Origin of the sequence: Amycolatopsis sp. (genome assembly GCF_035276945.1) — a bacterium.
Classification (GTDB): domain Bacteria; phylum Actinomycetota; class Actinomycetes; order Mycobacteriales; family Pseudonocardiaceae; genus Amycolatopsis_E.
In genome coordinates, this window is record NZ_DATELF010000089.1 from 12,678 (window position 1) to 38,612 (window position 25,935).

Consider the following 25,935-nt stretch of genomic DNA (forward strand, 5'->3'; position numbering starts at 1 on the left):
TCCGTGACGACATCATGTGCGCTGACCGGGATATCCCGAGCGACCCACTATCGGCACGCCAACCCGAAAGGCCCCTGCACGGACCCTGGCTGCCCGGCGCACCCCCACCACAAGCCCCCGACGTTACGGGAGCTGGCCCGGGTGCTGCAGTTGCTGACCGGCCCGGCCTACCGGGACCTGGCGATCCCGTAGGTGTGGGCGCCGCTTGACGAAGGCCGGTACTGGTGCTCGATCTCCGCGATGTACCGCATCGCCCGCGCCGCCGGCCAGGTCCGCGAACGCCGCCGCCAGGCCACCCACCCGGCCCGGGTTTGGCCCGAACTCGTGGCCCGCGCCCCAAGACAGGTGTGGTTCTGGGACATCACCGCGCTGAAAGGACCGGTGAAAGGAATCTGGTACCGGTACTACGTCATCCTCGACATCTATTTTCGCTGTGTCACCGGCTGGCTGATCGCCGCAGCAGAGGACGCGACCGTGGCGAGTCCTCCGGGGTGAACGCTGCCGCGTCAGGGTCAGGCTCGCCCGCCGGACAGGCGTACTCTCTCGCCCGAACGCCAAAACTGCTCATCAGCTGGTGTGGACACGCGCACAGGATCTCCGGTCCCGCCCTCTCGATCGGGGACCCCGCACTCACTCGGGGCATCTCACACCAGTCTGGCCAAGAGGGGAGGTGCGAGTGTGCGCGACGTGGACGGGTACGCGCTGGCATACGGATCCGGATTGTTCGTCGTTGAAGTCGAAAGCCCGGTGCGAGGTGTCGGCCAGCCGGAGGCTGGCGTGTTGGGCGAGCGTCGCCTGCCCGCGGAGCGGACCGAGTGGAGTGGGAGGAGCTCGCGGTCGAGCCGTTGGCGTCGGTGTGGGCGGAGGAGTGCGACCGGCGGCAGCGGTTTGTTGAGCAGTGGCCCCGGCGTTGGGATTCCGCGGGTGAGCGGCTGACGGTGATGCCGGATGGGTTCGCCGGGGCCGGACTCCCGAGAGCATCAGCCGCGGTACGAGTGGTTTGTCTATGCGGGTGCGGAGGAGTTGGCGGAGGCGGGTCTGGAGTTCGCGGTGGGTAACGCTGGCTACCTCAACGGAAAGTGTCTGCCCCGCTGGCTGACACTGTCGCCTGATCCTCGTCGGTCACGCCGGCGGCGCCGGCCTCGGCGGGGGTCCACGGTCGCCGTTCGCCCTGGCACGGCTCAGTGTATGCGTCCGTGCAAGACACCGACAGTGTCGTGCAGGAACCACAAGATCTCCCACCGCTCACCGAAACCTGACAGAAGCAAGAAGTGATGTAAATCACATAGTCGGCGGGTTCTGCCCGTTTGCCAAGTTCAGCAGGCTGACCGGCCTGGCCTACGTCCAATGTGGCCCACCAGATGCCACCGACTTCCAATTTTGTTGGTTCCTTCCCACCCCGGTTCTTCTCTATGCTTCTTGCCGTCAGCGAGTTACCGTCGAAGCGCTTTGATTGGCGGTGTAGTTGTATCACCGGAATGTTGGAGCAGCTTCAGTGAAGATGAGGAGATTTACGTGGAAGACTTGATCAAGCACGTCAATGCTCGCCGAGAGGAAGCGGAACTGTCCGACGTGTTCGAGGTGCAAGCGAGTGCTGAAGTCGCGTGTTGTGCAGTGGAGTTTTCGGACTGACGACAATTGACCGTCCATATATTTCTGGGTCCGTCGTTACCGGCCCCGGCTGCGCTGCACGTTATTCCTGATGCGATCCTACATCCTCCGGTAGGTCATGGCGATCTCTTCAGGGTGGGCTGCGTGGCCGGGGACGTGGTCGTGCTCGTTGATGGCTATTACCATCACAGTGCTTCGGTTCGCCACAAGGAAATCCTTGCGCTGCTCGACGAGGATGTGTCAGTGTTCGGGTGCGCCAGTATGGGCGCGCTTCGCGCAGCCGAGCTTCATAGGTATGGAATGATCGGCAACGGGGTAGTGTTCGAGATGTATCGCGACGGTGTGGTCGACGCGGACGACGAGGTGGCTGTCGCGCACACGCCCGCGCCTGAGTATCGCAAGCTCACCATACCTCTGGTTGGCATTCGTTACGCCGTAGAATCAGCCAAATCAGCGAGTGTGCTGTCCGAAGCCGAAGGGAGCGAAATTGTCGCGATCGCGCGAAGTTGCCACTACACTGAGCGTAGTTGGCGTTCCATCCGATCCGCGGCGGATCGCAGTCCGGGTAGCTCGAACCGTGCGCTCACCAAGCTCCAAGCCTTCATGGAAGGTCAGCCTGAAAGCGCGGATGTAAAGTCGTCGGACACCTTGGATACCTTGCGTGTGGTAGCCGCTGGTAAGGGAAAGAAGAGCAGCGGGCATCGGAACCTGGTGATGAACAGTGAGTGGCGGAACCACTTCCTCACCGAATGGGAGACACAGTTCTCGGTCACGAAAGTCAACGGCGTCGAAGTCGGCCGACGCGACACGCTTCGTTACCTTCAGATCTATCATGATGGTTTCCCTTCACGATGGCGCCGCTTTGTTCTCGCCCAAGTGACGGAGCTGGCAGACAGTGACGGGCATGACCTCTTTCGCAGCGCGCTGGCGGCTGCCGCTCGACACGGGCTGACCCCCGGGTCTCTGACCGAGCGGCAAGCTGCGCGCTGGCTGACTACGGCGGAGATGGCGCAACTGCCGGCGGACGAGGCGTTGATCCGTGTCCTCGTGCGGTCTTACGATCCGCTGTACCAAAGTCATGACCTCGCTCAGGCGGAAGCCGGCCTTCTCGCCGATCCGCAGGTCCTGCGCGCAGTTGCCGAATCCCACGTGATCAACGCGGAGGTGGCTTCGTGGGCGGGTGGGCAGAGTGCGGACAACTTGAAACCCGAAGTGCTTCGCGACCATCTGGCGCAGGTGTGGCAGGTCGAAGGTGTCGAAGGTAGGGCCGTGCCTGCCTTGCTAGCCGCGGCCAGAGATCGCGGATTCCGCTCGGTTGAGGATGCGGTCGACGCGGTACGCATGTTCTTCCTGCGGAGTCGGTTCCGGCCTGTCGGTACCGGTCGTTCCGCGGTGGTCACAAGCTGACCATGCTCGGCACAGACACCCCAGATCCCATCGGTGGATCCGAGTCCACCCCGTCCAGCGATGTCAAGGTCTTCTTTACTGGTACTCACCGGGTGCGGCGACCGGAGCAGACTTGGGCTTTGATTGCCCCGATGCTGGAAAAATTCGGTATTACTCGAATCGCGGACGTGACAGGACTGGATACACTCGGCGTGCCAGTGGCGATGGCAGTTCGCCCGTTGGCCAAGAGTCTCAGCGTTTCCCAAGGAAAAGGCCGGACGAAGTTGCTGGCCAAGATCTCGGCGGCGATGGAGGCGATCGAGCTCTGGCACGCGGAGAATACGAAAAAAGCCATTACGTATCCGCAGACGCCCGGCCGGGCGCTGAATCTTCCCTACCGGATCGGGGACTTGGCGTCCGGGCCGGACGCCCTGGTCACCGACACGATCTTGCTTGACTGGGGCGAATGCGTCGGTATGCTCAGTGGCCGAGCGGTGCCCGTCCCCTCGGAACTGGTGGCACTGAACGGCCATGACAAGCGTCGGTGGTCGCCGGCGGGCCTGAAGTGGAGCAGCAATGGGCTGGCATCCGGCAACAGCCGTAAGGAAGCGAGCCTGCACGCACTCTATGAGGTTGTCGAGCGAGACGCTTTGAGCAGGCAGCCTCGCTCAGCTTCGCCGGAGTACGTCGATCCTGCCTCCATAGCAGATGTCGCTTGCTCGTCCCTGGTCAAATCGATAATGGCTACGGGGGCAAGCCTGACCATCAACCGGCTAACCAACCGATTCGGTGTTCCATGCTTCGGAGCCAAAGTCTGGAGCACGGACTTCCCGGTCGTCTGTCTGGGCTGGGGGGCCCATCTCGATCCGCATGTTGCGGTGTCCCGGGCGATCACAGAGGCCGCTCAGAGCAGGCTGACCGCTATTACCGGCAGCCGTGACGATCTTCCTCCGATCTACCGGCCAGGCCACTGGGAAGTTAGCAATTTCACGCCACGACAGGGAACCGTAGTGCCGTGGGACGAGTTGGCCGCCGAAGGGCCGACGCCGTCGGTCGATTTGGGTGCGGAGCTGGACTGGATCTGCCAGAGGGTCCAGCAGGTTACCGGAACTGAACCGTTACTAGCCGATCTCAGTACGGCTACCGAATTCGCGGTCGTGAAGGTGATTGTCCCAGGAGCGGCGCTCGACGGCGAACGCGTCCACCCACGTCTGTGAGCGAACAGTTCTCAAAACCCGGCGACAGTCAGGTCTTATGGCTGGATATGCCGGCTCGGATGCCGGTGCCCATCGACTCGGCAAGCACGTAACAAGGTTTCGCAGCGGCGCCGAAGTTCGGGCACCCGAAGGACCGCCGCCCGGACCTGAAGCAGATCCAAACCGGACCGGCGGTCACCGGCGACGGCGGGATACCGGTCTTCCATCGGGCCTACGACGGCGGGGCCGCAGAGGTCGCCCAGGTGGTGGGTGCGATGACCGAATTGCAAAAGATGGCCAGGCCGCGGGGTTGCTGCTGATCAGGGACGCCAATCTGACATCCTACACCAGTGTCTGGGCGATGATCGCCTCCGGTACCGGGTTCATCGCCCCCGCGGCGAAGACCTACACCCCTGCCGCGACGCTGGCCGCGCCGGACCTCGGTTCCGCCATCGAGGTCGACTACGTCGCGCAACGCGACGCGTGCCACCGCCGCACAACGCGGCCAGTGGCACGTCACCGAGGACACCATGACGCTGGCGGGCAAACGCAAACGGGACCCTGTGTGCACACTCTGACGGGTGTTCGTGCGCTCCACCGCCCGGGCACACGCTGCGGCCACCGCGCGGGCCAAGAAACTCGACCGCGCCCGCGACGACCTTCAACGCCTGCAACGGGGACTGGGCTCCCGGCACTACCCCGACGAGAAAGCCGTGACCGTCCGGATCACCGCGATCGCCTCCGCCCGCCGCGTCGGCGCCTACCTCCGTACCGAGACCGGCACCGATCCCCCACCGGCAAACCCTCCCTGCGCTGGTGGTTCGACCAAGTCGCCACGGCTGGTACGCGCTGCTGACCAACCTGGCCCGCCAACGTCGACCCGGCCGAGATCCCGCGCCGCTACAAAGGCCAGGAAGTCGGTCGAACGCCGCTACGGCACCATCAAAGCACGCTTCCAGTCCGATGAGCCCGAGAGGATTCTGCCAAACGGCGCCTCGCAACGAGATCACAGCCGCAGCGCATCTGACCTGGACACCCTTGTCTTCCCTGGCCAGGAGCACTTTTATTCATCGACGAATACTCAGGGCCCGTGAATGATCAAGGCCGGTAACTCCTCAATCCCTCGTGCGGGATGCGAGGTCGACCAGACCATCAAACGACAACTGATCGAGATGCTTCGTGCTCGCGAGACTTGCCCCCGTCTGGTCCACGTACTGCACGCCAATGGCCGCCTTGGCAAAGTGATAAAAGTGCGCGAGCGCCCGACCAGCGGCAACGACGGGTATCAGTTCAGTGCATCCCACGGGCATACCGGGGAGTATTGCTTCCAGGGGTTGCATATCGCCACCCTTGGCGGGAACCTGTTGGGCTGCAGCGAGTTCAACAATGTTCATTTCGTCATCCATTCAAACGAGGAATTACCATCGAGAATTCAACCAGCGCAGGGTTTATTGGATCTTGAGTTTGACCTGAATTACTTGATCTTGAACGGGCTGGTAGCCCTGCGAGCTGCGGTTTTGGTGATTCGAGCGCTGTTTGTGCGTCTACTTGGCGGGCGGGGTGATGGCAGGGCACGTTGACCTCACGTAGTTGATCACGACATTCTACGATTGGCGCGCAGGCGTCGTCGCTGGTGGCGTTGGTGACGGTGGGCGAAAGTGCTCGGCTGTCGGAGTTGGAGCGGTTATGGCGGCCTCCGACTCGGTCGCCGGGGACGGCGATGGCTACAGTCGCCGTCGCGCTCCTCACCTTGCGCACTACCTGGTAGCTCGCGATAGTCGGGGAATTGGTCGATGAGCTCAAGGATTGGATCGATCGCCTCGCGAGTAAGGCTGTCCCGGGCACAGTCAGGAGTTGGCGTGGCATCAACTCGGCCGGCTGGCCTTACCTGGGGCTTTCGAGACAAGCCTGATCCTCGGCGCTTCACTCTTCAGCCCAACTGGTCCTGGTCCCCCTCACTTCTCGTCGATCTCGCGCCGGTGATCTGTCGAGTCCCTGGTTTCAACCTCTTGCGGGGGCGCCGGGAGCCGGCCAGCTCAGGACGATCTCTCGAGGTGTCGGGAATGGACTGTGGACGTGGATCGGGCAATGATGGTTGTCGGGTGCACTTGTGCTGATGTCGGCGAAGCTCGTAGGTGAGGTGTCGAGATGAGCACCGGCAGCGGATCGGGCTCTCGACCCGATCGGGGTGAGCCACGGATCTCCATTGAGGACGCGCGGAAGTACGTCGAGCAACTCCGGCCCTCGCCGGCACACCGGATTGTCGCGGACGTGGTGTACATGGTGCTGAACGCGGCCCAAGCGAAGCAGGGACGCCGCGACGCGCGGCCGCTGATCGACCCTGGACACCGTCATGGTGCGGCGCATCCGCCCGTACGCGCCCGACGAGGTGACCAAGCAACTCGACCACGTGCCGGAGCAGGTGCGGCTCGGCCAGGTGAGCGCGAGGCGGCCCGGCACCCGCGGAACGAACCCAACGACCCGGCCGCCATTCCAACCCCTCCATTCCAGGCGGCCCGGCCTACCCGGCCCGCACCGTCACAGCGGTAGGTTCGACATCTCCGGCCGGACAATTCCGGTCTTTGGCGCAGCCGGAACCGGAGTCGGTGCTGTTCGTTCGTCTCCCGCGGGAATCCCGCTTCGAATGCCCCAGAAAATCTCAGTTTTTCGTGGTCGCACGCACTGACCACCCGAGGGCCGGGAATAATCGTATTTCTTACTTGTTTAGGTCATACAACGAAAATGCGCTGCGCCGGACGAGTGAAATGGCGCGGTAGCCGAAACAGATCCATCACGACGTGCGTCTTCCGAACCAGATGTCGTAGTCGCCCGCCCTCATCGGGCGGGTGTGCCCGGATCGCCGATTTCGAGGAGGCGATGGCTTGTTCGGAGCGAGGGTGCGGTTCTGTTGTCGCGCGTGGGGGCTGGTGCTTGTGCTGGTGCTTCCGCTCACCGGTTGCGCCGACGGCGGGTCGCCGTCGGGTTCGCGGAATTTTCCCGGCACATCGCCGAATTCCGTGGTGAGGACGGCCGAGGCGGGTTCATCCGCCGCGGAGGCGGAGGTGACGACGCCCGAACCCTCGACGGTGGAGCCCCTTCCGGGCGGCATTCCGACGGACCTGATCGGGCGGTGGGTCGGCGGTGAAGGGGCCGCGTCAGGATACACCGTCGTCTTCCGTGGGGACGGTCGTTATCAGTTGTCCCATGACAAAAGTACTGCTATTCCGCGATTCGTGGAATACGGGGTGGCCGGTGGCACGGGCGAGGAGATCGTGTTGCGGCCGGTGGAGGTGGCAGGCCCGGTCGAACGGGTGGAACGGACCGCCGGATGGTCGCTGCAGAACGCGGGGGACGTCTACGGGTACGACATCGAGGTGCTCGTACTCACCGATCTCTACGGCGAATTCAGCTACGTGAAGGACGGGTAGTCATGGAAAGAAACGGGATGCCGGGCGTCGAGAAACAGCTGGTCACCGAGTTGGCCGCGCTCGTGCTGGAACGGACGGTTCCGGAGGAGTTGCAGATCCTGGCGGAGACTGCGGAGGAATACTTCGCCGATCCGCAGGCCGTTGTGCGTCCGAAACGTCGTGACGAGCCGCTGGGCTTCGGTGTGGACATCGCGCTGGCCGCTCCCTACGTGCTGGCTGCCGTGACGCCTGTGGTGCATTACCTCGCGTCGGTTGTCGCCGACGGGGTCAAGGACGCCGCCGCGGACGTGGTGGCCGAGCGTGTGCGCCGGTTGTTCCGCCGGGCGGGCGCACGCCCCGCGGCCGGCGAGAGCCTCGCCCTCGGGCCTGAGCAGGTCCACTGCGTTCGCGACGCGGCCTATCGGCATGCCGTCGCCCTCGGCATGCCGGGCGACCAGGCGGCGTCGCTGGCCGACGCGGTCGTGGGCAGCCTGCTGAGCCGGAATTGACGCGTGCCGGTGCGTACCGAGGCGAGGCCGCATGTGCCGACGGTCCCCCTGGTGACCACGGCACGGTTCGTGGTCCTCGTCGCGGCCATCCTGACCGCGGGACTGTTCGTCGGCAGCGCCACCTTCAACCTCATCGAGGGGCGGGAGTGGACGGCCGCGGTCGGCGAGTGCGCCACCGTGTCAGCGGCCGCGCCCGATGGGGCCGGGCAGCAGGATGCTTTCCTGACCTGCTCCGCATCCGCGGAACGCGGTCGGGCGGCGTTCGCACTCGCTTCGGCGGTGGGCATGCTGCTCGCCGGTCTGGCGGTGCTGATCATCGCACCGACCGTCGTCCAGCGGCGTCGCAGGCTGCGGCCCCCCGGCCCCGGCATGGCCTGGGCGGTCGACCGCACGCGAACTCTGGCGCGTGAACTCGGTCTGCGCCGGGTACCGGTCGTGCTGATCGGGCGGCCCACCCAACGTGATGCGTTCTGTTTCGGCCGACCCGGCCGGTACCGGATCGCCCTGCCACTGAAACTCACCCTCCACTGTGGACACCCGGTCCTCGACACGGTTCTCCGGCATGAGCTGTCCCATCTGGCGCACCGCGACGTGGGGTGGTCCTGGCTGGCCAACGCCGTGTGGTACCTGCTCGCGCCGATGTTCCTGCTGCCGGTGGCGCTGAGCCTGGCCGCCGACGACCTGTCCGTGGTGCCTGACTACCTGTGGCGCGCCGTGGTGCTCGCCTGCGTGACCCACGTCGCTCGGCGCGCCCTGCTCCGATCCCGCGAGCACGACGCGGACCTGCGGGCGGCCCGAACCGGCGGACCTGCCTCGGTGATCGCCGTGCTCGCGTCTCTGCCCCAACCGGCCCGCCGCACCGCGTTCCACCGCTGGATCGCCAACCACCCCGACCCCGCCACCCGGCTCGACGTCGTCCGCGACCCCGCCCGAGCGACGGCCGTGACCGTTGCCGACGGGTTCACCGTGGCCTTCCTCGCCACGCTCATGCTGCCCTTACTCGGCAACCTGATCGTCTCCGCCTTTCTCGACAACCCCGCGGTCACCGGTCTGGCCCGGGCGGTCGTCGCCCTGTTCCTGGCTCCGTTGCTGGGCGGAACGCTGGGCGTGGGCTTGTGGCGGCAAGCCGTTGCGGGGCGGCCCGCCCACATCGCACCAGCCGCGCTGGGGGTGTTCGCCGGCTGCGTCACCGGGCAGGCCGCATCGTTCGCCGGGACCGCGCTGGAGGGGCTCGCCCGGTTCGGGCAGCCCCTGCCGGTCGTCCTCAGCGCCGCACTCCTCGCGGGCGCCACGGTCGTGGTCGCGGCGCTCGGCGACGTGTGGTCACGCACCCGCGCCCGGCCGCGCGCGATCCCGCCGGCCGTGCTCGCCACGATCGTGTTCGGAATCGCGGTTTGGGCAGCCGGCCTGCTCACCGCCCTCGTACCGGCGGGGTGGGACTCGCTCACAGCCCTGGTGGACCTGGGAGAAAGCCGGGTCACCGCCGTGGTGGCCGTCATCCTCGCCGTGGTCGTCACCCGGGCCACCGCCCGCGCCCTTCCCGGAACCCCGCTCCCCCGGCACGCCGTCGCCACCGGTCTGGCCACCGGTGCGGCCGGCGCCGCCGTGCTCGCCGTGCTCCGCTCCCTGACACCCTCACCGGCCGGGATCACCGAGCAGCAAAACCTGCTGCACACCTACGCGTGGGTCGCCGGGACCGTGGCGGCGACCGCCGCCACGACCCTCGCCCTGACGTTCGGCGTCCTCGGGCGCGCCACCGCGCTTCTGGCCGGACCTGTCGCGGCCGCCACCCTCGGTGCCGGCCTCCTCGTGATCAACACCCTGCGCGGCGGCGACCTCACCGCCGGCTTCGCCACCGACATCCTGGCCCGCGCCCTCGCCGCCGGCTTTCTCTTGTCTCTGGTGGCGGCACCGCTCGCTTTGGCCAGACCCTCGACACCCCGCCGCGGGCCGTCATGGCTCGCCCTGATCGCTGTGCCCGCCGTGGTCACCACAGCCATCTCCCCCGTCGTGGCCCTCGCCATGCCTGACCTGCCACCGCCGGCCGGGTCCGCTGTGGACGACGGAGCGTGGGTCGTGGCCGAAGCGGTCCACGACTACAAAACCCGTCTTGCACCCGACATCCTCCTGCGCCGCCACAACCTCGAGACGGCCATGGAAAACATCGCCGCGGACCAGAACCTCGGCCCCGAAGCCCGCGCGGACCAGGCCCGCACTCACGTCCTCGAACCGCTGCGTCAACTCCGCGACGAGGCCGAGTCCTACCCGCCACCCAACGACGCCGTGCGCCAAGCCCACCACCACTGCCTCACCAGCCTCAACCTCAAAATCGCCGGATACACCGCCTTCACAGTGGTCTGGCAGACCAACAACCACACGGTGCTCCAACCCGCCACCCACGCGCTCCGCGTCAGCGCGCAGGAATCCGACACGTGGGCGCACTTCGTCCTCACGCTGTAGCACTGTCAGTCGCCACGGCCGGAGTTGCGACATTCAGGTGATTGTGGAACCGCTTTGCCGGCTGGTTCCGTTGTACCCCAGGCGAACAACGGGGGATGGCATGTCGAATCGGTAGCCCAGGCGCGGTCGCGGACGACCGCGGTAACGGGGATCGGGATCGACGAGTCGGCGGTGGACCTGGCCAACGGGGTCAAGGACGGGTCGTGGGTCGAGTTCGGGATGGGTGCCCTGGGTGCGGGCCAACTCGAACGACCTCGGGCCAAGTCGACCACCCGCTGACAGCGTTCGCCAGGTCCGGGCGTTTGGAGTAAGCGCCCACAAGGACCGCCGAAGATTCCATTTTTGTAGTCTGACGTGCGGCTTCATATGCAGAGTAACCCTCTCGCTCCCAATACGAGCGAAAGGGTTTTTGCCGGTCATAGCCTGTTTTTGGGCTTTTAACCCCATAAGGTGTCGTGCCTGTGTGGCTGGTGTCGCTCAGGTGTAGGTATCGCTGGCGGTGGTTCGTGGTTCGTGGTTCGGCCATCGGCGAGGTCGAGCCGGCGGAAGAGGACGTGGTTGAGCAGCCGGTGCTGGTCGTCGTCGCGGGCCCGGTAGATCCGTACCGTAGTAGCGCACAAGGCGTACTCGGCGACGGCGACGTTCACGTAAGGGGCTGGGCAGTTGCTCTGCTTGCGGTTGCGGCGGAAGAAGGAGGTGCATTCGTCGCGTAGGCGAATGACCCTCAGATGCCCGCTCGGTTGAGGCGTTCGATGAGGCTGGGTTTGCGAGCGTGCGTTTGCCGCAGTGCGGTGATGCGCGACGTGAATGCGTCGTCGCGGTCCTCGCGTTCGGCGAGTGACTGGAGATCGGTGAGCAGGGTGACGGCGGCGGCGTAGTCGGCCGGTTTGCGGGTGGCGATCAGTGCGTCGACGCGCGACCACGCCGCGTCTCCCTCCTCGGCCAGCCTGTCGAGTCGTCGGTCGCGGGCCAGGGCGCGCGCTTGTTCCCGGCGTGCCTCGTCTTCGACACGCTGGAGGGCCAGGCGACGCTCGCGGTTGGTTCGTCGGCGGGCCGCCGCGTCGAGCAGGTCGGCCACGGTCCGGCGGGCTGGGACGGGGATGGCCGGAGCGGTGTCGCCGCGGAAGCGGTGCAGCAGCTCCATCCGCACCCGCGCGGCCTCCCCCAGCACGACCCGCGCGAGGAGCCGGTTCTTGTCGGCGACCGGCAGGCGGGTCACCCAAGTGGCGAGGTCATCGGGATTGTCAGCGGTCTCCTCCAGCGGTGGAGAAACCTGGGCCGCGGTCGTGAGGAGGTCGTCGTCGAGGCGGAGAAAGTCGGCCAGCGCCCGCTGCGCCGCAGTGAGCGTGCCCAGCCCGGGCGGAACCGGTGGTTCGAGATCGTCGTCGGCGTCGCGGTCGAAAACGTCCTCGTCGCGCTCCCAAGCGCCATAAGCCGCCAGCCAGGCGAGATAAAGCGGCCGGAGATCACCGGCGGCGAGTTCGGCGCGAACTCCGACGATCGCCGACAGCAAGGTCTCGGGGTCGTAGTCGAAGTCGAACTCACCGGCGTGGTCCTCGCTGGTGAAGTCGAGCACGACGAACTCGCCCGTGACCCAGGCACTCGCCTCATCGCCAGCGCCGTAGTCCTCGACGACATCGGGATCGAGCAGATCACACGGCAGACGGAACATCACTCGGTGGGTGCCCCAGTTGGCGACATACAGGTGCGCGTCGTAGTAGCGCTCCATCAGGCGGCGCGGGTCACCCTTGAAGTCGCCCCAGTGGTATTCGTTCACGAAACTGGTCGAGGTGATCCTCGCCCGGGTGGACAGCGACCGGACATCGGCCTGCTCGTCATCGTCCAGCGGCCGGTCGATCGCCAGGAACTCGTAGTACTGGTACTCGCTCACTGCCCGTCCAGTTCATCGGCGCCGGTGAACGGCTCCGCTCGGAAACTCGAGTCGTCGCCCGGGTGGAAGAACAGATGCCTTTCGATCGTCTCGTCGTCAACCCAAACCGCCCAGCCGCGTCCGCTGATCTGATCGCCCTCGTCGGCGCCTTCCCAGGTGAACTCGACACCGGGCCGGCCGTCCCGATCGGCGGGGCGGCAGTCCAGCCAACCGTTGACGGCGATGAACCCGAATTGCCCGGTCCGGTCCCCGGCGAACTCGATGAAACCAGGCTCGACCAGGTCGATCGCGTCGCGGTCCCAGCCACTCATCGCCACGGTCCGCCACCGGCCGGCCAAACGCATTGCAGACTTCGGAAAACGTCGTGTCACGAGGTGGCAGAGTAGTCGACGAGCTGCACACCTACCGCGGCCGTCAAGGAGCCGACGTCGCGCTGCTGACTCGCCGAATTCGCGATGCCTGTGAGGCCGACCGCCTGCAGCGCGTAGACGTCCGCCGGCGAGGCCTACGACCTCAACGATTGGAACGTGGTAACCAACGCCCTCGACCCGGCGCACGCCACGAAATACTCGTGCACGGCCGGTTCGCCGGGCTGACTCACGATCGCACGACGGGCCTTGCCGGAAGAGTGTTCCGGCAAGGTTCGTCGTTGTGCGTGGTTCAGGGCAAGCGCCCTGGCACGACGTCGGCGATGACCGTGGTCACGACTGAACGGATGTCCGCGGCGTCTCGATCATCCAGCAATCCCAGGTTTTACCGGGCGTGGTTTCGCGACGCAACAGGCTGGAAACGTGGAGCCGCGATGCTGGGGGCAGTGGACACGCCACGGCAGACCGCGACGCACTGCCCGTACTGCGCGCTGCAGTGCGGCATGTTGCTGAGCAAGCGCGATGGCGAGTGGGAAGTCGCGGGCAGGCCGGATTTCCCGGTCAACCGGGGCGGCCTGTGCGTGAAGGGGGCCACCGCGGTGGAACTCCTCGACCACCCCGAACGACTCACCGTTCCGCTGATCCGGGATCACCGGGACGCTCCGCTGCGGCCGGCCTCGTGGACGACGGCGCTGGACCGGATCGAAGCCGAGATCCGGCGGGCCCAGCGGCACCATGGCCTTGACAGCGTGGGCTGCTTCGGCGGCGGTGGGCTGACGAACGAGAAGAGCTACCAGCTCGGCAAGTTCGCGAGGGTGGCGCTGCGCAGTTCGGCCATCGACTACAACGGGCGCTTCTGCATGTCCTCGGCGGCCGTCGCCGGGCAGCGGGCCTTCGGCGTCGACCGGGGATTGCCCTTCCCGCTCTCCGATGTCGCCGCCGCGGACGCGATCCTCCTGGTGGGCAGCAATCCCGCGGACACGATGCCGCCCGCGATGCAGTGGTTCGACGCCGGCCGCGCTCGCGGCGCCCGGCACATCGTCGTCGACCCCCGGGTCACCCCGACCGCCGCCGTGGCGGCCCAGCATCTGCAGCCGGTGCCCGGCACCGATCTCGCCCTGGCCAACGGCCTGCTGCACATCGCGATCCGGGACGGCCTGATCGATCACGACTACATCGCCGCCCGCACAACGGGTTTCGACTCCGTGCGACGTGCGGTGCGCGCGTATTGGCCGGAGCGGGTGGAGCGGATCACCGGTGTGCGGGAAGCCGCGATGACCGCGGCGGTGCGAACCCTCACCACCGCGGGCACGGCCATGGTGCTCACCGCCCGCGGCGCCGAACAGCACAGCAACGGCACGGACACCGCGCAGGCCTTCGCCAACCTGGCGCTCGCCCTCGGGCTACCCGGCCGTGCGGGCAGCGGGTACGGAACCATTACCGGCCAGGGCAACGGTCAGGGCGGCCGGGAACACGGTCAGAAAGCGGACCAGTTGCCCGGCTATCGCAAGCTTTCCGACCCCGCCGCGCGAGCGCATGTCGCGGCCGTCTGGGGCGTGCCGCCGGACGAACTGCCGCGGCCGGGGCTGTCGGCCTACGAGATGCTGGACGGGTTGGGTACAGACAGCGGCGTGCGGGTTCTGCTGGTGCTGGCCTCCAACATCGTGGTGTCCGCGCCGGACGGCAACCGTGTTCTTGACCGGCTGGGAAAGCTGGATTTCCTTGTGGTGTCGGATTTCTTCCTGTCCGAGACGGCCGAGCTCGCCGACGTGGTGCTGCCCACGACGCAGTGGGCCGAGGAAGACGGCACGATGACCAATCTCGAGGGAAGGGTGCTGCTCCGCGCCAAGGCGGCCGAACCGCCGGCCGGCGTGCGGTCGGACCTCGAGATCCTCTGGCTGCTGGCGAACCGGCTGGGCCGCGGCGAGTTTTTCGATTCCGGCGCCCGTGAGGTCTACGACGAGTTGCGCCGGGCGAGCGCGGGCGGTCCGGCGGACTATGCGGGTATCACCCTCGACCGGTTGGCCGCCGGTGAGGAGCTGTTCTGGCCGTGCCCGTCGGAGCAGCATCCCAGCACTCCGCGGTTGTTCACGGACCGCTTCCCGACCCCGGACGGCCGCGCGCGGTTCGTGCCTGTCCGGTATCGACCGGTCACCGAGCTGCCCGACCCGGATTTCCCCTGGGTGCTCACGACCGGACGCACGATGAAGCACTACCAGTCCGGCACACAGACTCGCCGCAGCCCGACACTGGCCGCCGCCGAGCCGGTGGCCTACGCCGAGCTGCATCCCGAACTCGCCCGCCTGGTCGGGGTTTCCGACGGTGAGGACGTCCAGCTGACCACGCGCCGGGGTACCGCTGTGCTCCGCGCCAGGGTCACCGACACGCTCCGTGCGGACACCGTCTTCGTGCCCTTTCACTGGCGCGGCGTCAACGCGCTGACCGCCGCGTCGCTCGATCCGCACTCGCGGATGCCCGAGTTCAAGACCTGCGCGGTCGCGGTCAGCAAACCACCCTCAAACAGTCCCTAGGAGGTCAGCATGCACAGCACGCCCCGCTTCATGCAAGGGATCTACTCGTTCGAAGGCAAGGGAATGGACAAGACCGTACCGCTCCATCCCGATCTCACGTACTCGGTGCCGGTTGGCGGAATCACGCAGCCGCTGTACTTCCGCGGCGGGAACAGCACGGACGAACTGGTGGCCCTCGTGCTGATGCGGGACGGCATGCCAATGCGTTACTTCCCGATCGGCGCGAAGGCCGACACCCATGTGCCACTGCGGGTGGTGGAGGACCTGGAGGACGGCACCAAGGTCGAGCTGTACCTGGCCGCTCCGGACGGGCTGACCGGCACCGTCGTGGTCGACCTGGGTCTGGTGGAGGTCTGAGATGAGCATGCGACAGCAGCTGGTCGTGGTGGGCAACGGGATGGCGGGCGCACGGGTGGTGGAGGAAATCCTCGACCGCGGCGGCCGGGACCGGCTCGACATCACGATCTTCGGGGACGAGCCCTACGGCAACTACAACCGGATCATGCTGTCCGGCTTGCTGGCCGAGGAACCCAGTGACGACATCTTCCTCAATCCGGTGCCGTGGTACGCCGAGAACGAAGTGACACTGCGGCACGGCGTACGGATCGTGCGGGTGGACCGGTTCGCTAAGCGGGTATACGGCGACGACGGTTCCATCGCGTCCTACGACAAGCTCGTCCTCGCGACCGGGAGCCGCACGTTCTTCCCGAAGACGGAAGGAATGTGGGTGGACAACCACACGCTCACCCCGGGCGTGTTCGGGTTCCGCACCCTGGACGACACCACCGCCATGATCGACTATGCCCGCCGGCACCGGCGTGCGGTCGTGCTCGGCGGCGGCCTGCTCGGTCTGGAAGCCGCGCACGGGCTGCGGAAACAAGGGCTGGACGTGCAGGTTGTGCAGTCTTCGCCGGTGCTGATGAACCAGCAGCTCGACGACGAGGCCGGCCGGATTCTGCGGCGCGCGGTCGAACGCCTGGGCATCTCGGTGCGCACGGGGACGCGCAGCTCGGCGATCCTGCGCGGCGAGGACGGCAGCGTGGCCGGCATCGAGCTTGGGAACGAGACGACCGCGTGTGACATGGTCGTGGTCACCGCGGGCATCCGGCCGAACGTCGGGCTCGCCGTCGTTTCCGGGCTCACCGTGGAGCGCGGGATCGTGGTGGACGACCAGCTGCGCTCGGTGGACGACGACCACATCTACGCCGTCGGCGAATGCGTGCAACATCGCGGTGAGGTCTACGGCCTGGTGGCGCCCTTGTGGGAGCAGTGCACGGTACTCGCCGATCACCTGACCGGGACCGATCCCAGGGCGGCGTACCACGGTTCACGGCTGGCGACCAAACTCAAGGTCGCCGGGGTCGACGTGGCACAGATGGGCCTGAAACATCCGGCTCGCGAGGACGACGAGTTCGTCCGGTTCTCCGAGCCCAGGCACGGCGTCTACAAGAGCGTCGTGATCCGCGACGGCAGACTCGTGGGGGCGACCCTGCTCGGCGACAGCAGCAAGGTCGCCTTCCTGACCCAGGCCTACGACCGTGGGCTGCCGTTGCCCGAGAAGCGGGTGGAGCTGCTCTTCGAACTGGCTGGTCCCACGCAGGCCGAAAGCGCCAAGGAGATGGACGACAGCGTCCAGGTGTGTAACTGCAACGGCGTCAGCAAGGGCGACCTGGTCGCGTGCGTCCGTGGCGGCACGAAGAGCGTGAGCGGTGTGATGACCGCGACCAGAGCCGGAAAGGGTTGCGGCGCCTGCAAAAGCCTCGTCGCCGACATCGTCGGACTGGCGGCCGCCGGTGACCTGGAGCAGGACGAGAGCACCAGGTGGTATGTCCCGGCGATCCCGATGGAGAAACCGGAACTGCTCGCCGAGATCAAGGCACGCGGGTTGAAGTCCGTGTCCGCGGTGTTCGCCGAGCTTGCCCGCGACGGGCGCGAGGACGTCAAGAGCAAGATGCCACTGGCGTCGCTGCTGAAGATGATCTGGGGCCCGGAGTACGTCGACGAGCGCGACGCACGGTTCATCAACGACCGGGTGCACGCCAACATCCAGCGGGACGGCACCTTCTCCGTGGTGCCACGGATCTCCGGCGGCGTCACCGATGCCGCACAGCTGCGCCGGATCGCCGACGTGGCCGACCGGTACGGGGTCCCGATGATCAAGCTCACCGGCGGGCAGCGGATCGACCTGCTCGGCGTGCGGAAGGAGGACCTGCCCGCGGTGTGGGCGGATCTGGGCATGCCGTCCGGGTTCGCCTACGGCAAGAGCTTCCGCACCGTGAAAACCTGTGTCGGTACCGATTTCTGCCGGTACGGGCTGGGCGACTCGACCGCGCTGGGCATCGAACTGGAGGAACGCTACAAAGGCCTGGAGAGCCCGGCGAAGATGAAGCTCGCGGTTGCGGGCTGTCCCCGGAACTGTTCCGAAGCGATGGTCAAGGACGTCGGGGTGGTCGCTGTCGGCGACGACCGGTGGGAAATCTACATCGGCGGCGCGGCCGGAGCGAGTGTCCGCAAGGGCGACGTACTGGCCATTGCCGGCTCGTCCGCCGAGGCGCTGCGGCTGTGCGGCACCTTCATGCAGTACTACCGGGAGAACGCCAACTGGCTCGAACGCACTTACGACTTCGTGCCGCGAGTGGGACTGGACGAGCTCAAAGCCGTCCTGGTCGATGACCGCGACGGCGTCGTGGCCGAACTCGACGCCCGGATGCGGGAATCCGTCGATGCGTTCTCCGACCCCTGGCTGGAAGGTGGTAAACCCGTTACCGAAGGCCAGTTCCGCGACGCTTTTCCGGTCCGATGAGGACCGTGGCGCTGGGCCAGGCCGCGGAGATCCCCCTCGGCGAGGGTCGTGCTTACGCCGTCGAAGGCGAGCAGATCGTCGTGTTCCGGCTGCGCGGCAGCGGCGAACTGCGGGCGATGCAAGCGCTCTGCCCGCACCGCGGTGGCCCGCTCGCGGACGGGCAGATCGACCAGGACCTTGTGGTGTGTCCCTTGCACGCCAACATGTTCAGCCTCACCGACGGCTCCTGCGTGACCGCCGACTACCATGTCGAGGTGTACCCGGCATGGGAGCACGACGGCCAGGTCATGATCTCCCTCGCTTGAGTGCCACTGGGTGGGGGTAGTCGGCCGCGCGGTGCTGGAAGGCCAGTCGGGCTTGCGGATGGTGGGTGCGGGGGTCAACCGGCTGCGCGAGCTACTCGCCGGGATCTTTCCCCGTCTGGAGCGCGCTCTCGACTCGCGGGTGCGGACGGCGTCCCGGCACCGCTTGCGGTGGCCCGGTTCGTCACCGACGTCATCACCGGGAGCCTGTCCGGGTCATCCCCGCCGGGACCCGGGCGCCACGAACTCGCCCATTACACCTGATTTTTCCGGCGGCACCCCCAATAGTGTGACGCTATAGCCCAACGAGGTCGTCGCGTCCACGTATCCGGGGCCGGGCCGCGGTAGCCGGTGGGGTCCAGACCACGGCGACGTGCTGCCCTCGGCCCGCCGCGCCGAGCACAGGTCGCGTGAATGCGTTGTCTCCTGTGTCAGCGGGTACCGCGACGGGTTCCCACTCGCGTTGCGGCGGAGAAGGACGCGGCGCCGGAACGGCCGTTCGACGCCACGTGGGCGGCGGACTGCCCACGACGCGCGCCCGGCTTCGGTTCGGCTTGTGCGGAGGGAACACGCCGTTTGGTCGACTTGCCGCCACCGCGGCGGCGCGGCGGCCGGTTGGCCGACGGTTGCTTGGCCGGAGGCGGGGTGAGGGAACGTTCACCGGGCGCGATTTCGGCCAGCAGCGGATGTCCGGCGCCGAGTTTCGTGATGGTGGCTTTGATGCCCGCCTTGCGGGTCAGATCTCGCACGTCGGTGAGTTGTTCGTCGGTCATCAGGGTGACCACGGTGCCCATCGCACCGGCCCTGGCGGTCCGGCCCGACCGGTGCAGGTATGCCTTGTGTTCGACGGGCGGGTCGGCGTGAACGACCAGTGCGACGTCGTCGACGTGGATTCCACGTGCGGCGATGTCGGTTGCCACCAGCACCGCCGCGGTGCCGGTGGCGAAGGCGTCGAGGTTTCGGGTTCGCGCGGACTGGCCGAGGTTCCCGTGCAGCTCGACTGCGGGCACTCCGGACGCGACGAGCTGTCGGGTGAGCACTTTCGCACGGTGCTTGGTGCGGGTGAACACGAGGGTGCGTCCAGGTGCCGAGGCGAGATCGACCAGGACCGGGAGCCGCTGGTCGGCACGCAGGTGCAGCACATGGTGTTGCATCGCCGCGACTGGGGACCGGTCCGAGTCGACGCTGTGGATGACCGGGTCGGTCATGAACCGTCGTACCAGCACGTCGACGCCGGCGTCCAGCGTCGCCGAGAACAGCAGACGCTGACCGTTCGCCGGGGTTCTCGCAAGAAGCCGCTGAACGGCAGGCAGAAAGCCGAGGTCGGCCATGTGATCGGCCTCGTCCAGCACCGTGATCTCGACGGCATCGAGCCGTACGTGCCCGGATTCGAGATGGTCGGTGAGCCTGCCGGGGCAGGCCACGACGATGTCGACACCCGCCCGCAACGCGGAGATCTGCGGACCGGCGCCCACCCCGCCGAACACGGCGAGCGTACGCAGTGAGAGCGCTTTGGCCAGCGGGGCCATCGCCCCCTCGATCTGGCTGGCGAGCTCGCGCGTCGGCGCCAGGATCAGTGCGCGCGGGCGCCCCGGCCGGGGCCTGGCGGCGCTACCGGCGAGCCGTGCCAGTACGGGCAGGACGAACGCATACGTCTTGCCCGAGCCGGTGCGCCCGCGGCCGAGCACGTCGAGACCCGCAAGCGAGGACGGCAGTGTCGCGGCCTGGATCGCGAACGGTGTTTCGATGCCCTGTTCCTTGAGCGCACGGGCGAGCGCCGATGGCACGCCGAGTTCGGCGAAGGACGAGGTGGCAGGGGACAGGGAGGTGTTGTGGGGGCGGGTGACCGCCATAAATGCTCCGAAAGTAGAAGGGTCGTCCTGCCCGGCGCAGATCCGCTCGCGGACCGCGGCGCGTGGTGGTCGACATGAAACGCGGCCCGAGGCAGAACTGAGCGGACCGCGTCACCGACTCTACCCGAACAGCCAGCCTGCCTACATTCAGCGGCTCGGACGCACCAGGATCCGCCCGCCCATGACCACCGGGCCGGCGTCCTCATTCGAGGGAACCGGTCAGGCTGCCGTTGATCGAGCCGTCGCCCTGGCAAGGTCGTGACGTGAGCAAACGCACGCGCGGGTCGGACCACACCATGACGCCTTCGGACGAGGCATGGCCGTCTTCCTGCCGGGCGGTGCGCGGGTGGCGGCGCGCCTGGCCAGCGGCGGTAGGACGAACGCATAGGTCTTGCCGGGCCTGGTCCGGCCCCTGCCCAGCGCGAACCCCGGCGTGCGAGTCCGGCACTACGTGGCACGGATCGGCGACAGCGTTCGTGACCTGGCAGGCGGCGGGCACCCCAGCGTCCACGACCACACTCGAAGCGCCCTCCCCTGCCAGGGCGCTGGTGACCGCACTGTGGCCAGGGCTGGTGGCGGCGGCCTGCACCTGTCAGCATGGGTCATTCGGACGGATCGCAACAGCGAGTTCTCGTCGTAAGAGCTACGTGAACGTGGCGGAACAGGGAAGGTGCCGGATGACCTTGGCACGACACGCCAGTCCTCCGCCTCCAACGCGGATTACGCAGGCCAGGGCAGTCGAAGACCGCCACAGAGCGGTCCAGAACGCCCGCGCGGCCAGGACGGTCGCCGGTCACGCGGCCGATGTGGAGGAGTGCAGTCAACTGCTGGCGATGCTCGGTTTGGACGCCGCGTCCGGCAAGCTCCGGTGAACCCGCTCGGGCGGGCCAAGGAGAAGGCTGAGATGCTTGTGGCTTCGTAATCCGGTAGTCGGCTGGCCTCACCGTGAGGACAAGACGGCGCCGCAGGGAGATATAGGCATGGCGCAAGGCAGTGTGAAGTGGTTCAACGGCGAGAAGGGCTTCGGGTTCATCGCGCAGGATGGCGACGGTCCCGACGTCTTCGTGCACTACTCGGAGATCCAGGGCAACGGCTTCAAGTCTCTCGATGAAGGCCAGCGCGTCGAGTTCGAGATCGGACAGGGTCAGAAGGGACCGCAGGCTCAGGGCGTGCGGGTCATCTGAGGGTTGAGCACAGACGCGCCCGTTCCGCACGGTGCGGGCGCGTCACTCTGCACGGCGATATCGGACGGCCTGCCCGCCCAAACACGTTGGCGAGTGACTCGATCGCGGCATCACCGCGCGCGTGGATCGTGATCTGGTCAACGTCGTTCGGGTGTCTGCCTCCGGTGTCGACCTCGATTCCGCAGTTACCCTCCGAGTTGGTCCGTGTGATCTCAATCCATCGTCCCCACCCTGCGTCTCCAACCATCTCGGCCGCCGTTGACAATCGAGCGCCTCAAAGCGCGCTCAACCTGCCGCCGGACGAGGTGCCCTGGTGTTGGCAACCATCGGGAACGGCGTGGCTGGTGGACAACCTGCGGCCCGACAAAGGTGACATCGCGTACTGGTGGCGCTCCCGGCACCAGCCGGTTGGGAACCACGTCATCCGTGATCCCAGCGCATCTCCCGCCGCGCGCTCCAGCAGGCGACGGGTGCCCACCGGCGGATCGTGATCTCGAGCCGCTCGGCCAGCGCCGTGTGGTTCATATTCTGATGCGTTGGACACCCCATGATCTCGTTTTGTCGAGCGGCGGCTTGTTGATCTTGTTGGTGGTGTGCCCAGGCGGTGTGCTCGTCGTAGAGGGTGCCGGTTTTGAGACAGCCGTGCAGGTTGCCGACCAGTCGGTTGGACAGCTGGCGTAGGGCGGCGTGGTGGCCGATGCCGCGGCGGCGGAGATCGTCGTGGTAGGCGCGAGCGCCTGGCGAGACACGCAATGCGCAGACGTACTAGAGCAGGAAACTTCGCAACGGGGTAATCCAACCGGCCAAATACGCCCTTTGGACGGACGGCACCGGCGGCCGGTGGTTACCGGTCGCACCATTCGACCTGGCCACGACCAGCCCGCCCCGGTCGGAAACCGCGAACTCCTGCGAACCGGGGGTACATGGTGTAGACCCGCGGGAAACGTCCGCGCACGCGGTGCATCCGATCCAACCCCAGCTCCCGCGCGATCTGGTAGGCCAGGCTCGGCTTTTCCCGCCCGGCCTGCCGGTGACCAGCGGCGGGCAACTCGCGCCCGAGACCGTGGATTGGTCACAGGCCAAGACCAGGACCGCGCTGGTTCAGGCCGCGGTGCAGCTGGCTCGCGCCAAGTCTCTGACCAGCAGCGGGGCCAAGTAGTTCGTCGAAGTATGGAACGAAGACGCCGATGAGTCAGCCACACCAGCCGTACGGCCCGTACGCCTGCGCGTAGCGGACCATGTCGTCCTCCCAGATCACGCCGTGGATGCGGACGCACCGACCCGGCGCGTACGCGTAGTACGGCCCCGCGTAGTACGAGTAGTAGCCGGCGTCCCCGACCATGTTCGAGCCCTGCACCTGCAAGTCTGCGACGGTGAAGGTTTCCACGCCGACCTCGAACTGCTTGAGCGTGACCACGCAGTTCTTCCTCGTGGCCGAACTGTAGAGCAGGTAAGTGTGGCCCCACACCTGCGAGCCGTTCTTCAGAGTCAGCGTCGCGTCCGGCGAGACGCGCCGATAGCCGGAGCCGCAGACACCCTCAGGTGTGTACGGATTCGTCGCCGCTTGCACCTGCGGCGCGAACACCACCACCATGACCGTTGCGAGCGCGCCCACGAGCGCAGCTCGCGCCCGTCTTCCCCACGGGTTTTCCCTGCGTTCCACCATTACCTCCCTCGTTCGGAACACGGCCCTGTATACACCCCGGGAGATGTCCGAATTGCCGGAATCACCCTGGTTCACCAGGAAGGAGCAGGCTCAGCCCAAGCGGCGGGCACAGGACTCCCCCACGCGATCTGGAAACGCGTGCTGCGCGAGTATCACGACGATCATCATGTCGGCGTTGCTCGGTGGTGCGATGCTCCGCCGTGCCAGCTGCTGTTTCGGCCGTGTCCCTCGACCGAGAGCCGGGCAGCCTCGCCGCCTTGACGCAAGCCGGTCCGGCACGGGGGTTGACATGCCCTCACCACGCCCCTGTTGGACGGCAGACGGCCCCTTCCGCCGAATTTGGTTCGTACCCCCAAGCACGTCAGCAGTCGGTCAGGGACCAGCCGATGGCAGCGAAGGTCCAGCCCTTCACCGCGTGGTGGTAGTCCAGCGGACCCAGCGCCCACCGGGGCAGACCTGGCGTGCCCACTCACCTGCCGATTTTCGAGTCAGGACCTTGCCGGGGGCCGACGAGGGGCATGAGCCGACCCCCTGGCCCGGGTGGGCAGGGGGTCGAGTCACGAAAAGCCCGTCAGGGCTTGCGGCACACCACCAGCGTGTCGTAGTCGCCCAGGGGCTTCGACGAGAACTCCGTGAAGCCCACCTCCGCCGCGTGCTCGCGGATCTCCTTGGCCGGGTACTCCGAGCCGCCGTCGCTGACCAGCAGCATGTCGATGCTGAACACCAGGTTCTCCACGTTTCGGGGTCCTCGTCCAGCATGCGGTCGTACACCAGCAGCGCGCCGCCGGGGTTGACCGAGGCCGCCGCCTTGCGCGGGAGACGGCGGCGGTGCTCGCGGTCGGCGGAAGTGCGCGGCATGCACGGTTCGAACGCCGCCGCAGTGATATTCCGACTCAACCCGATCGTCCGAGGTTGGCCGGCCTACTACCGGAGCGTGGTTTCCGGCCGGATCTTCACCGGCCTTGACCATCACGTCTGGCACCTCACCTACCGGTGGGCCAGACGTTCGCACCCGAACAAGTCCTCAAATAAGCGTGTCGGGTTCCCGTATCGTGCCGTGGTTGAGTTGATCTTGTTGGTGTGGGTGTCGGGTGTGTTGGTGGGTGGTTTGGGGCGCGGTGATGGCGTGGATCGGCTGGTGTGGCGGTGGTCGTGGTGAGGGTGTGGCGCTGGTTTTCCGGTTGTGGGCAGGTGTGGTCGCCGCCGCGGTTGCCGCGACGGTCGGTTTGCGGATTGCGGGTCCGGGAATCGGGTGCGGGTTAGCCGAAGCGGGTGCGTTCGATGGTGTTGCTGGTGCTGAAGAGTCGGTCGAGGCTGGGTTGGTAGCCGATGAGCCGGATGGTGATGCTGCGGGCGCGGCGGATGACCATGGCTGGGATGAGGATGATGTGGGTGGCGAAGCGGCGGAATTCCCTGCGAATGTAGTCACGCCGGTCGTGGTGGCGGTGCATCATCATGGCGAACCAGGATTTGATGTTCCACGCCAGGGCGGCGATGACCATGTAGGCCCAGTTGGAGACCAGGTCATACAGCGGTACGCGTAGCGCGTTTACGCCGTTTTTGAGCTGTTCGATGATGTTTTCCTGGTCGCAGCGGTCATTGGCGCACGCGACAACCTCGGCCGCGGACAGGTCGGTGCGGGTGGTGATGTAGAAGAAGTAGCGGATCTCGTCGAAGAGGACCTGCTCGCCGCGGGTCTTGCTGATGTTCTTACGCAGCGCGACCACCCGGTAGGGGCGGGCACATTTGCCGGGCTGGTAGTCGAATTCGGCGACGTCTTCGTGGTGCAGGTGCAGGTTGACATACCCGCGTTCTGCCACGATGCGCTGTTTGTGGTTGTCCCGGCGGGCACGGGCGCTCCCGGTGCCGGCCTGATACGGCGCGGGCCGCTCCAGCCGTGTCCATTCCGACTCGGCCAGAGCGTCGGCGCGGGAACGCAGCGCGGTGGTGTTGTCCATACCGAAGACGAAGTCGACCTTCTCGGCCCAGCGGTCGAAGTGCGCGGTCAGCGAGAAGTCGGTGTCCCCGCGCAGACAGACCCGCTCGGCGTGCGGGGCCACCCACCCGATCGCCTTGTCGATCCACGCTGCCGCGCCTTGATGGCTGGGCGCGTTACCGGGCCGGTTGACCAAATACAGCACTCCTTGGTGTTGGCCAGCGACACGATCAACGGGGCGTATCCCCAGATACCCTTGTAGGAGATGTCCATCCCCTGCTTGTACTGTCCGCAGGTGGGCGCGATCGTGCCGTCGGCATCGATGTAGGCCATCGGGCCCAACAACTCACGGCCCCGACCCGACCACAGTTGCCCACGCACGGCGTTGGTCGCCTCCATCAAGGCCACCACGTCGGTCTCGCTGAACCGGCGACAGAAATCACCCGCCGTGGTCGGATCGGGGATCAGATCCGCACCCAGCGCGTTCATGTAGGCGGTGTCGTGCCGCAACCGCTCGATATCTTCCAGGCGGGTGCCGCCGCAGGCCACGTTGTAGGCCAGGTTCAAAACATGATCGGACTCGTGATACGGCAGGTGCACCTTCACCAACTCGAGATCGTCGTTGATCCGATCCACCAGACCCAACCTGACCACCAGCCGGTGCAGCGCGGCGATCCCCCCGAAACAGGTCGCGTCCACGTTCCCGCCCACCTCGTAGGACACCTTCTGCGAGCCGAGCATCGGCGTGGACTGCACGGCCCAGTGCCCAGCCCGCGCGTGACGCGCCGCCACCCGCCGCCGCCGACGTGTCGCGTTCCGCCGACTCTGCACA

25 protein-coding genes and 1 pseudogene are annotated in these 25,935 nt (G+C 66.8%); 19 read left to right on the forward strand and 7 right to left on the reverse strand.

Going from position 1 to position 25,935, the window contains the following annotated elements:
* The first annotated feature begins 3 nt into the window (after positions 1 to 3).
* The 10 genes from VJT49_RS15060 to VJT49_RS15105 all read left to right on the forward strand — a co-directional run bounded on the left by VJT49_RS15060 (position 4) and on the right by VJT49_RS15105 (position 11,282).
* Entirely contained in the window at positions 4 to 192 is a 189-nt protein-coding gene (locus VJT49_RS15060; RefSeq protein ID WP_324165431.1) for a hypothetical protein, read from the forward strand.
* Positions 193 to 495, forward strand: a complete 303-nt coding sequence (locus VJT49_RS15065; protein WP_324165432.1) for a hypothetical protein — start codon at positions 193 to 195, stop codon at positions 493 to 495.
* 1,260 nt (positions 496 to 1,755) lie between these two features.
* Positions 1,756 to 3,018, forward strand: a complete 1,263-nt coding sequence (locus VJT49_RS15070) for a TfuA domain-containing protein (RefSeq protein ID WP_324165433.1) — start codon at positions 1,756 to 1,758, stop codon at positions 3,016 to 3,018.
* 2 nt (positions 3,019 to 3,020) lie between these two features.
* Positions 3,021 to 4,214: a YcaO-like family protein gene (locus tag VJT49_RS15075; RefSeq protein WP_324165434.1), complete on the forward strand. Its 1,194-nt coding sequence runs from the start codon at positions 3,021 to 3,023 to the stop codon at positions 4,212 to 4,214.
* A 1,073-nt stretch (positions 4,215 to 5,287) separates the two neighbouring features.
* Positions 5,288 to 5,773 (forward strand): hypothetical protein, encoded by a 486-nt coding sequence (locus VJT49_RS15080; RefSeq protein ID WP_324165435.1) that lies wholly within the window; start codon positions 5,288 to 5,290, stop codon positions 5,771 to 5,773.
* Positions 5,774 to 7,426: 1,653 nt separating this feature from the next.
* Complete coding sequence (locus VJT49_RS15085) at positions 7,427 to 7,621, forward strand: hypothetical protein (protein WP_324165436.1); 195 nt, start codon at positions 7,427 to 7,429, stop codon at positions 7,619 to 7,621.
* Positions 7,622 to 7,623: 2 nt separating this feature from the next.
* Positions 7,624 to 8,109: a hypothetical protein gene (locus tag VJT49_RS15090; protein WP_324165437.1), complete on the forward strand. Its 486-nt coding sequence runs from the start codon at positions 7,624 to 7,626 to the stop codon at positions 8,107 to 8,109.
* Between the two features lie 51 nt (positions 8,110 to 8,160).
* A complete protein-coding gene (locus VJT49_RS15095; RefSeq protein ID WP_324165438.1) occupies positions 8,161 to 10,569 on the forward strand; it encodes a M48 family metalloprotease in 2,409 nt (802 codons plus the stop codon).
* A 54-nt stretch (positions 10,570 to 10,623) separates the two neighbouring features.
* On the forward strand, positions 10,624 to 10,848 hold the full coding sequence (locus VJT49_RS15100) for a hypothetical protein (protein ID WP_324165439.1): 225 nt from the start codon (positions 10,624 to 10,626) through the stop codon (positions 10,846 to 10,848).
* A 182-nt stretch (positions 10,849 to 11,030) separates the two neighbouring features.
* Entirely contained in the window at positions 11,031 to 11,282 is a 252-nt protein-coding gene (locus VJT49_RS15105) for a hypothetical protein (protein ID WP_324165440.1), read from the forward strand.
* An 11-nt stretch (positions 11,283 to 11,293) separates the two neighbouring features.
* On the opposite strand, the gene VJT49_RS15110 is transcribed toward VJT49_RS15105, so the two are convergent.
* Both VJT49_RS15110 and VJT49_RS15115 read right to left on the reverse strand, forming a co-directional pair.
* Positions 11,294 to 12,460, reverse strand: a complete 1,167-nt coding sequence (locus tag VJT49_RS15110; RefSeq protein ID WP_324165441.1) for a hypothetical protein — start codon at positions 12,458 to 12,460, stop codon at positions 11,294 to 11,296.
* Positions 12,457 to 12,771, reverse strand: a complete 315-nt coding sequence (locus VJT49_RS15115) for a hypothetical protein (protein ID WP_324165442.1) — start codon at positions 12,769 to 12,771, stop codon at positions 12,457 to 12,459. Before VJT49_RS15115 ends, VJT49_RS15110 begins: the two co-directional genes overlap by 4 nt.
* Before the next feature lie 491 nt (positions 12,772 to 13,262).
* Here VJT49_RS15115 and VJT49_RS15120 point away from each other — a divergent pair, with 491 nt between their 5' ends.
* The 4 genes from VJT49_RS15120 to VJT49_RS15135 are packed head-to-tail and all read left to right on the forward strand — an operon-like array spanning position 13,263 to position 18,467.
* A complete protein-coding gene (locus VJT49_RS15120) occupies positions 13,263 to 15,359 on the forward strand; it encodes a molybdopterin oxidoreductase family protein (protein WP_324165443.1) in 2,097 nt (698 codons plus the stop codon).
* 9 nt (positions 15,360 to 15,368) lie between these two features.
* On the forward strand, positions 15,369 to 15,716 hold the full coding sequence (locus tag VJT49_RS15125) for a molybdopterin oxidoreductase (protein ID WP_324165444.1): 348 nt from the start codon (positions 15,369 to 15,371) through the stop codon (positions 15,714 to 15,716).
* Position 15,717: 1 nt separating this feature from the next.
* The gene (gene nirB, locus VJT49_RS15130) at positions 15,718 to 18,162 is read left to right on the forward strand and encodes a nitrite reductase large subunit NirB (RefSeq protein ID WP_324165445.1); all 2,445 of its coding nucleotides are present in this window, start codon (positions 15,718 to 15,720) and stop codon (positions 18,160 to 18,162) included.
* The gene (locus VJT49_RS15135; protein WP_324165446.1) at positions 18,159 to 18,467 is read left to right on the forward strand and encodes a Rieske (2Fe-2S) protein; all 309 of its coding nucleotides are present in this window, start codon (positions 18,159 to 18,161) and stop codon (positions 18,465 to 18,467) included. The genes nirB and VJT49_RS15135 overlap by 4 nt, the downstream gene beginning before the upstream one ends.
* 428 nt (positions 18,468 to 18,895) lie before the next feature.
* Here the strand turns inward: VJT49_RS15135 and VJT49_RS15140 are convergent, their stop codons facing one another.
* A complete protein-coding gene (locus VJT49_RS15140; RefSeq protein WP_324165447.1) occupies positions 18,896 to 20,317 on the reverse strand; it encodes a DEAD/DEAH box helicase in 1,422 nt (473 codons plus the stop codon).
* Positions 20,318 to 20,994: 677 nt separating this feature from the next.
* Between VJT49_RS15140 and VJT49_RS15145 the strand changes: the two genes are divergently transcribed.
* The 3 genes from VJT49_RS15145 (at position 20,995) to VJT49_RS35590 (ending at position 21,992) form a co-directional block, all read left to right on the forward strand.
* Positions 20,995 to 21,189: a hypothetical protein gene (locus VJT49_RS15145; protein ID WP_324165448.1), complete on the forward strand. Its 195-nt coding sequence runs from the start codon at positions 20,995 to 20,997 to the stop codon at positions 21,187 to 21,189.
* Between the two features lie 108 nt (positions 21,190 to 21,297).
* Positions 21,298 to 21,501 carry a cold-shock protein gene (locus VJT49_RS15150; protein WP_324165449.1) on the forward strand — a complete coding sequence of 68 codons (204 nt, stop codon included), beginning with the start codon at positions 21,298 to 21,300 and terminating at the stop codon, positions 21,499 to 21,501.
* A gap of 305 nt (positions 21,502 to 21,806) precedes the next feature.
* A complete protein-coding gene (locus VJT49_RS35590; RefSeq protein ID WP_422652936.1) occupies positions 21,807 to 21,992 on the forward strand; it encodes a DUF7711 family protein in 186 nt (61 codons plus the stop codon).
* Here VJT49_RS35590 and VJT49_RS35250 read toward each other — a convergent pair.
* On the reverse strand, positions 21,922 to 22,254 hold the full coding sequence (locus tag VJT49_RS35250) for a hypothetical protein (RefSeq protein WP_414635965.1): 333 nt from the start codon (positions 22,252 to 22,254) through the stop codon (positions 21,922 to 21,924). The two genes, VJT49_RS35590 and VJT49_RS35250, sit on opposite strands and share 71 nt — an antisense overlap.
* A gap of 205 nt (positions 22,255 to 22,459) precedes the next feature.
* Between VJT49_RS35250 and VJT49_RS15160 the strand changes: the two genes are divergently transcribed.
* Positions 22,460 to 22,660, forward strand: a complete 201-nt coding sequence (locus tag VJT49_RS15160; protein WP_324165450.1) for a hypothetical protein — start codon at positions 22,460 to 22,462, stop codon at positions 22,658 to 22,660.
* 33 nt (positions 22,661 to 22,693) lie between these two features.
* Here the strand turns inward: VJT49_RS15160 and VJT49_RS15165 are convergent, their stop codons facing one another.
* Both VJT49_RS15165 and VJT49_RS15170 read right to left on the reverse strand, forming a co-directional pair.
* Positions 22,694 to 23,116 carry a hypothetical protein gene (locus tag VJT49_RS15165; RefSeq protein ID WP_324165451.1) on the reverse strand — a complete coding sequence of 141 codons (423 nt, stop codon included), beginning with the start codon at positions 23,114 to 23,116 and terminating at the stop codon, positions 22,694 to 22,696.
* A gap of 622 nt (positions 23,117 to 23,738) precedes the next feature.
* Complete coding sequence (locus VJT49_RS15170) at positions 23,739 to 23,903, reverse strand: hypothetical protein (RefSeq protein WP_324165452.1); 165 nt, start codon at positions 23,901 to 23,903, stop codon at positions 23,739 to 23,741.
* 120 nt (positions 23,904 to 24,023) lie between these two features.
* On the opposite strand from VJT49_RS15170, the gene VJT49_RS35255 reads away from it, so the two are divergent.
* On the forward strand, positions 24,024 to 24,326 hold the full coding sequence (locus VJT49_RS35255) for a group II intron maturase-specific domain-containing protein (protein ID WP_414635966.1): 303 nt from the start codon (positions 24,024 to 24,026) through the stop codon (positions 24,324 to 24,326).
* Positions 24,327 to 24,426: 100 nt separating this feature from the next.
* Here the strand turns inward: VJT49_RS35255 and VJT49_RS35260 are convergent.
* Positions 24,427 to 25,934: pseudogene (locus tag VJT49_RS35260) on the reverse strand (IS1380 family transposase).
* Position 25,935 lies beyond the last annotated feature (1 nt).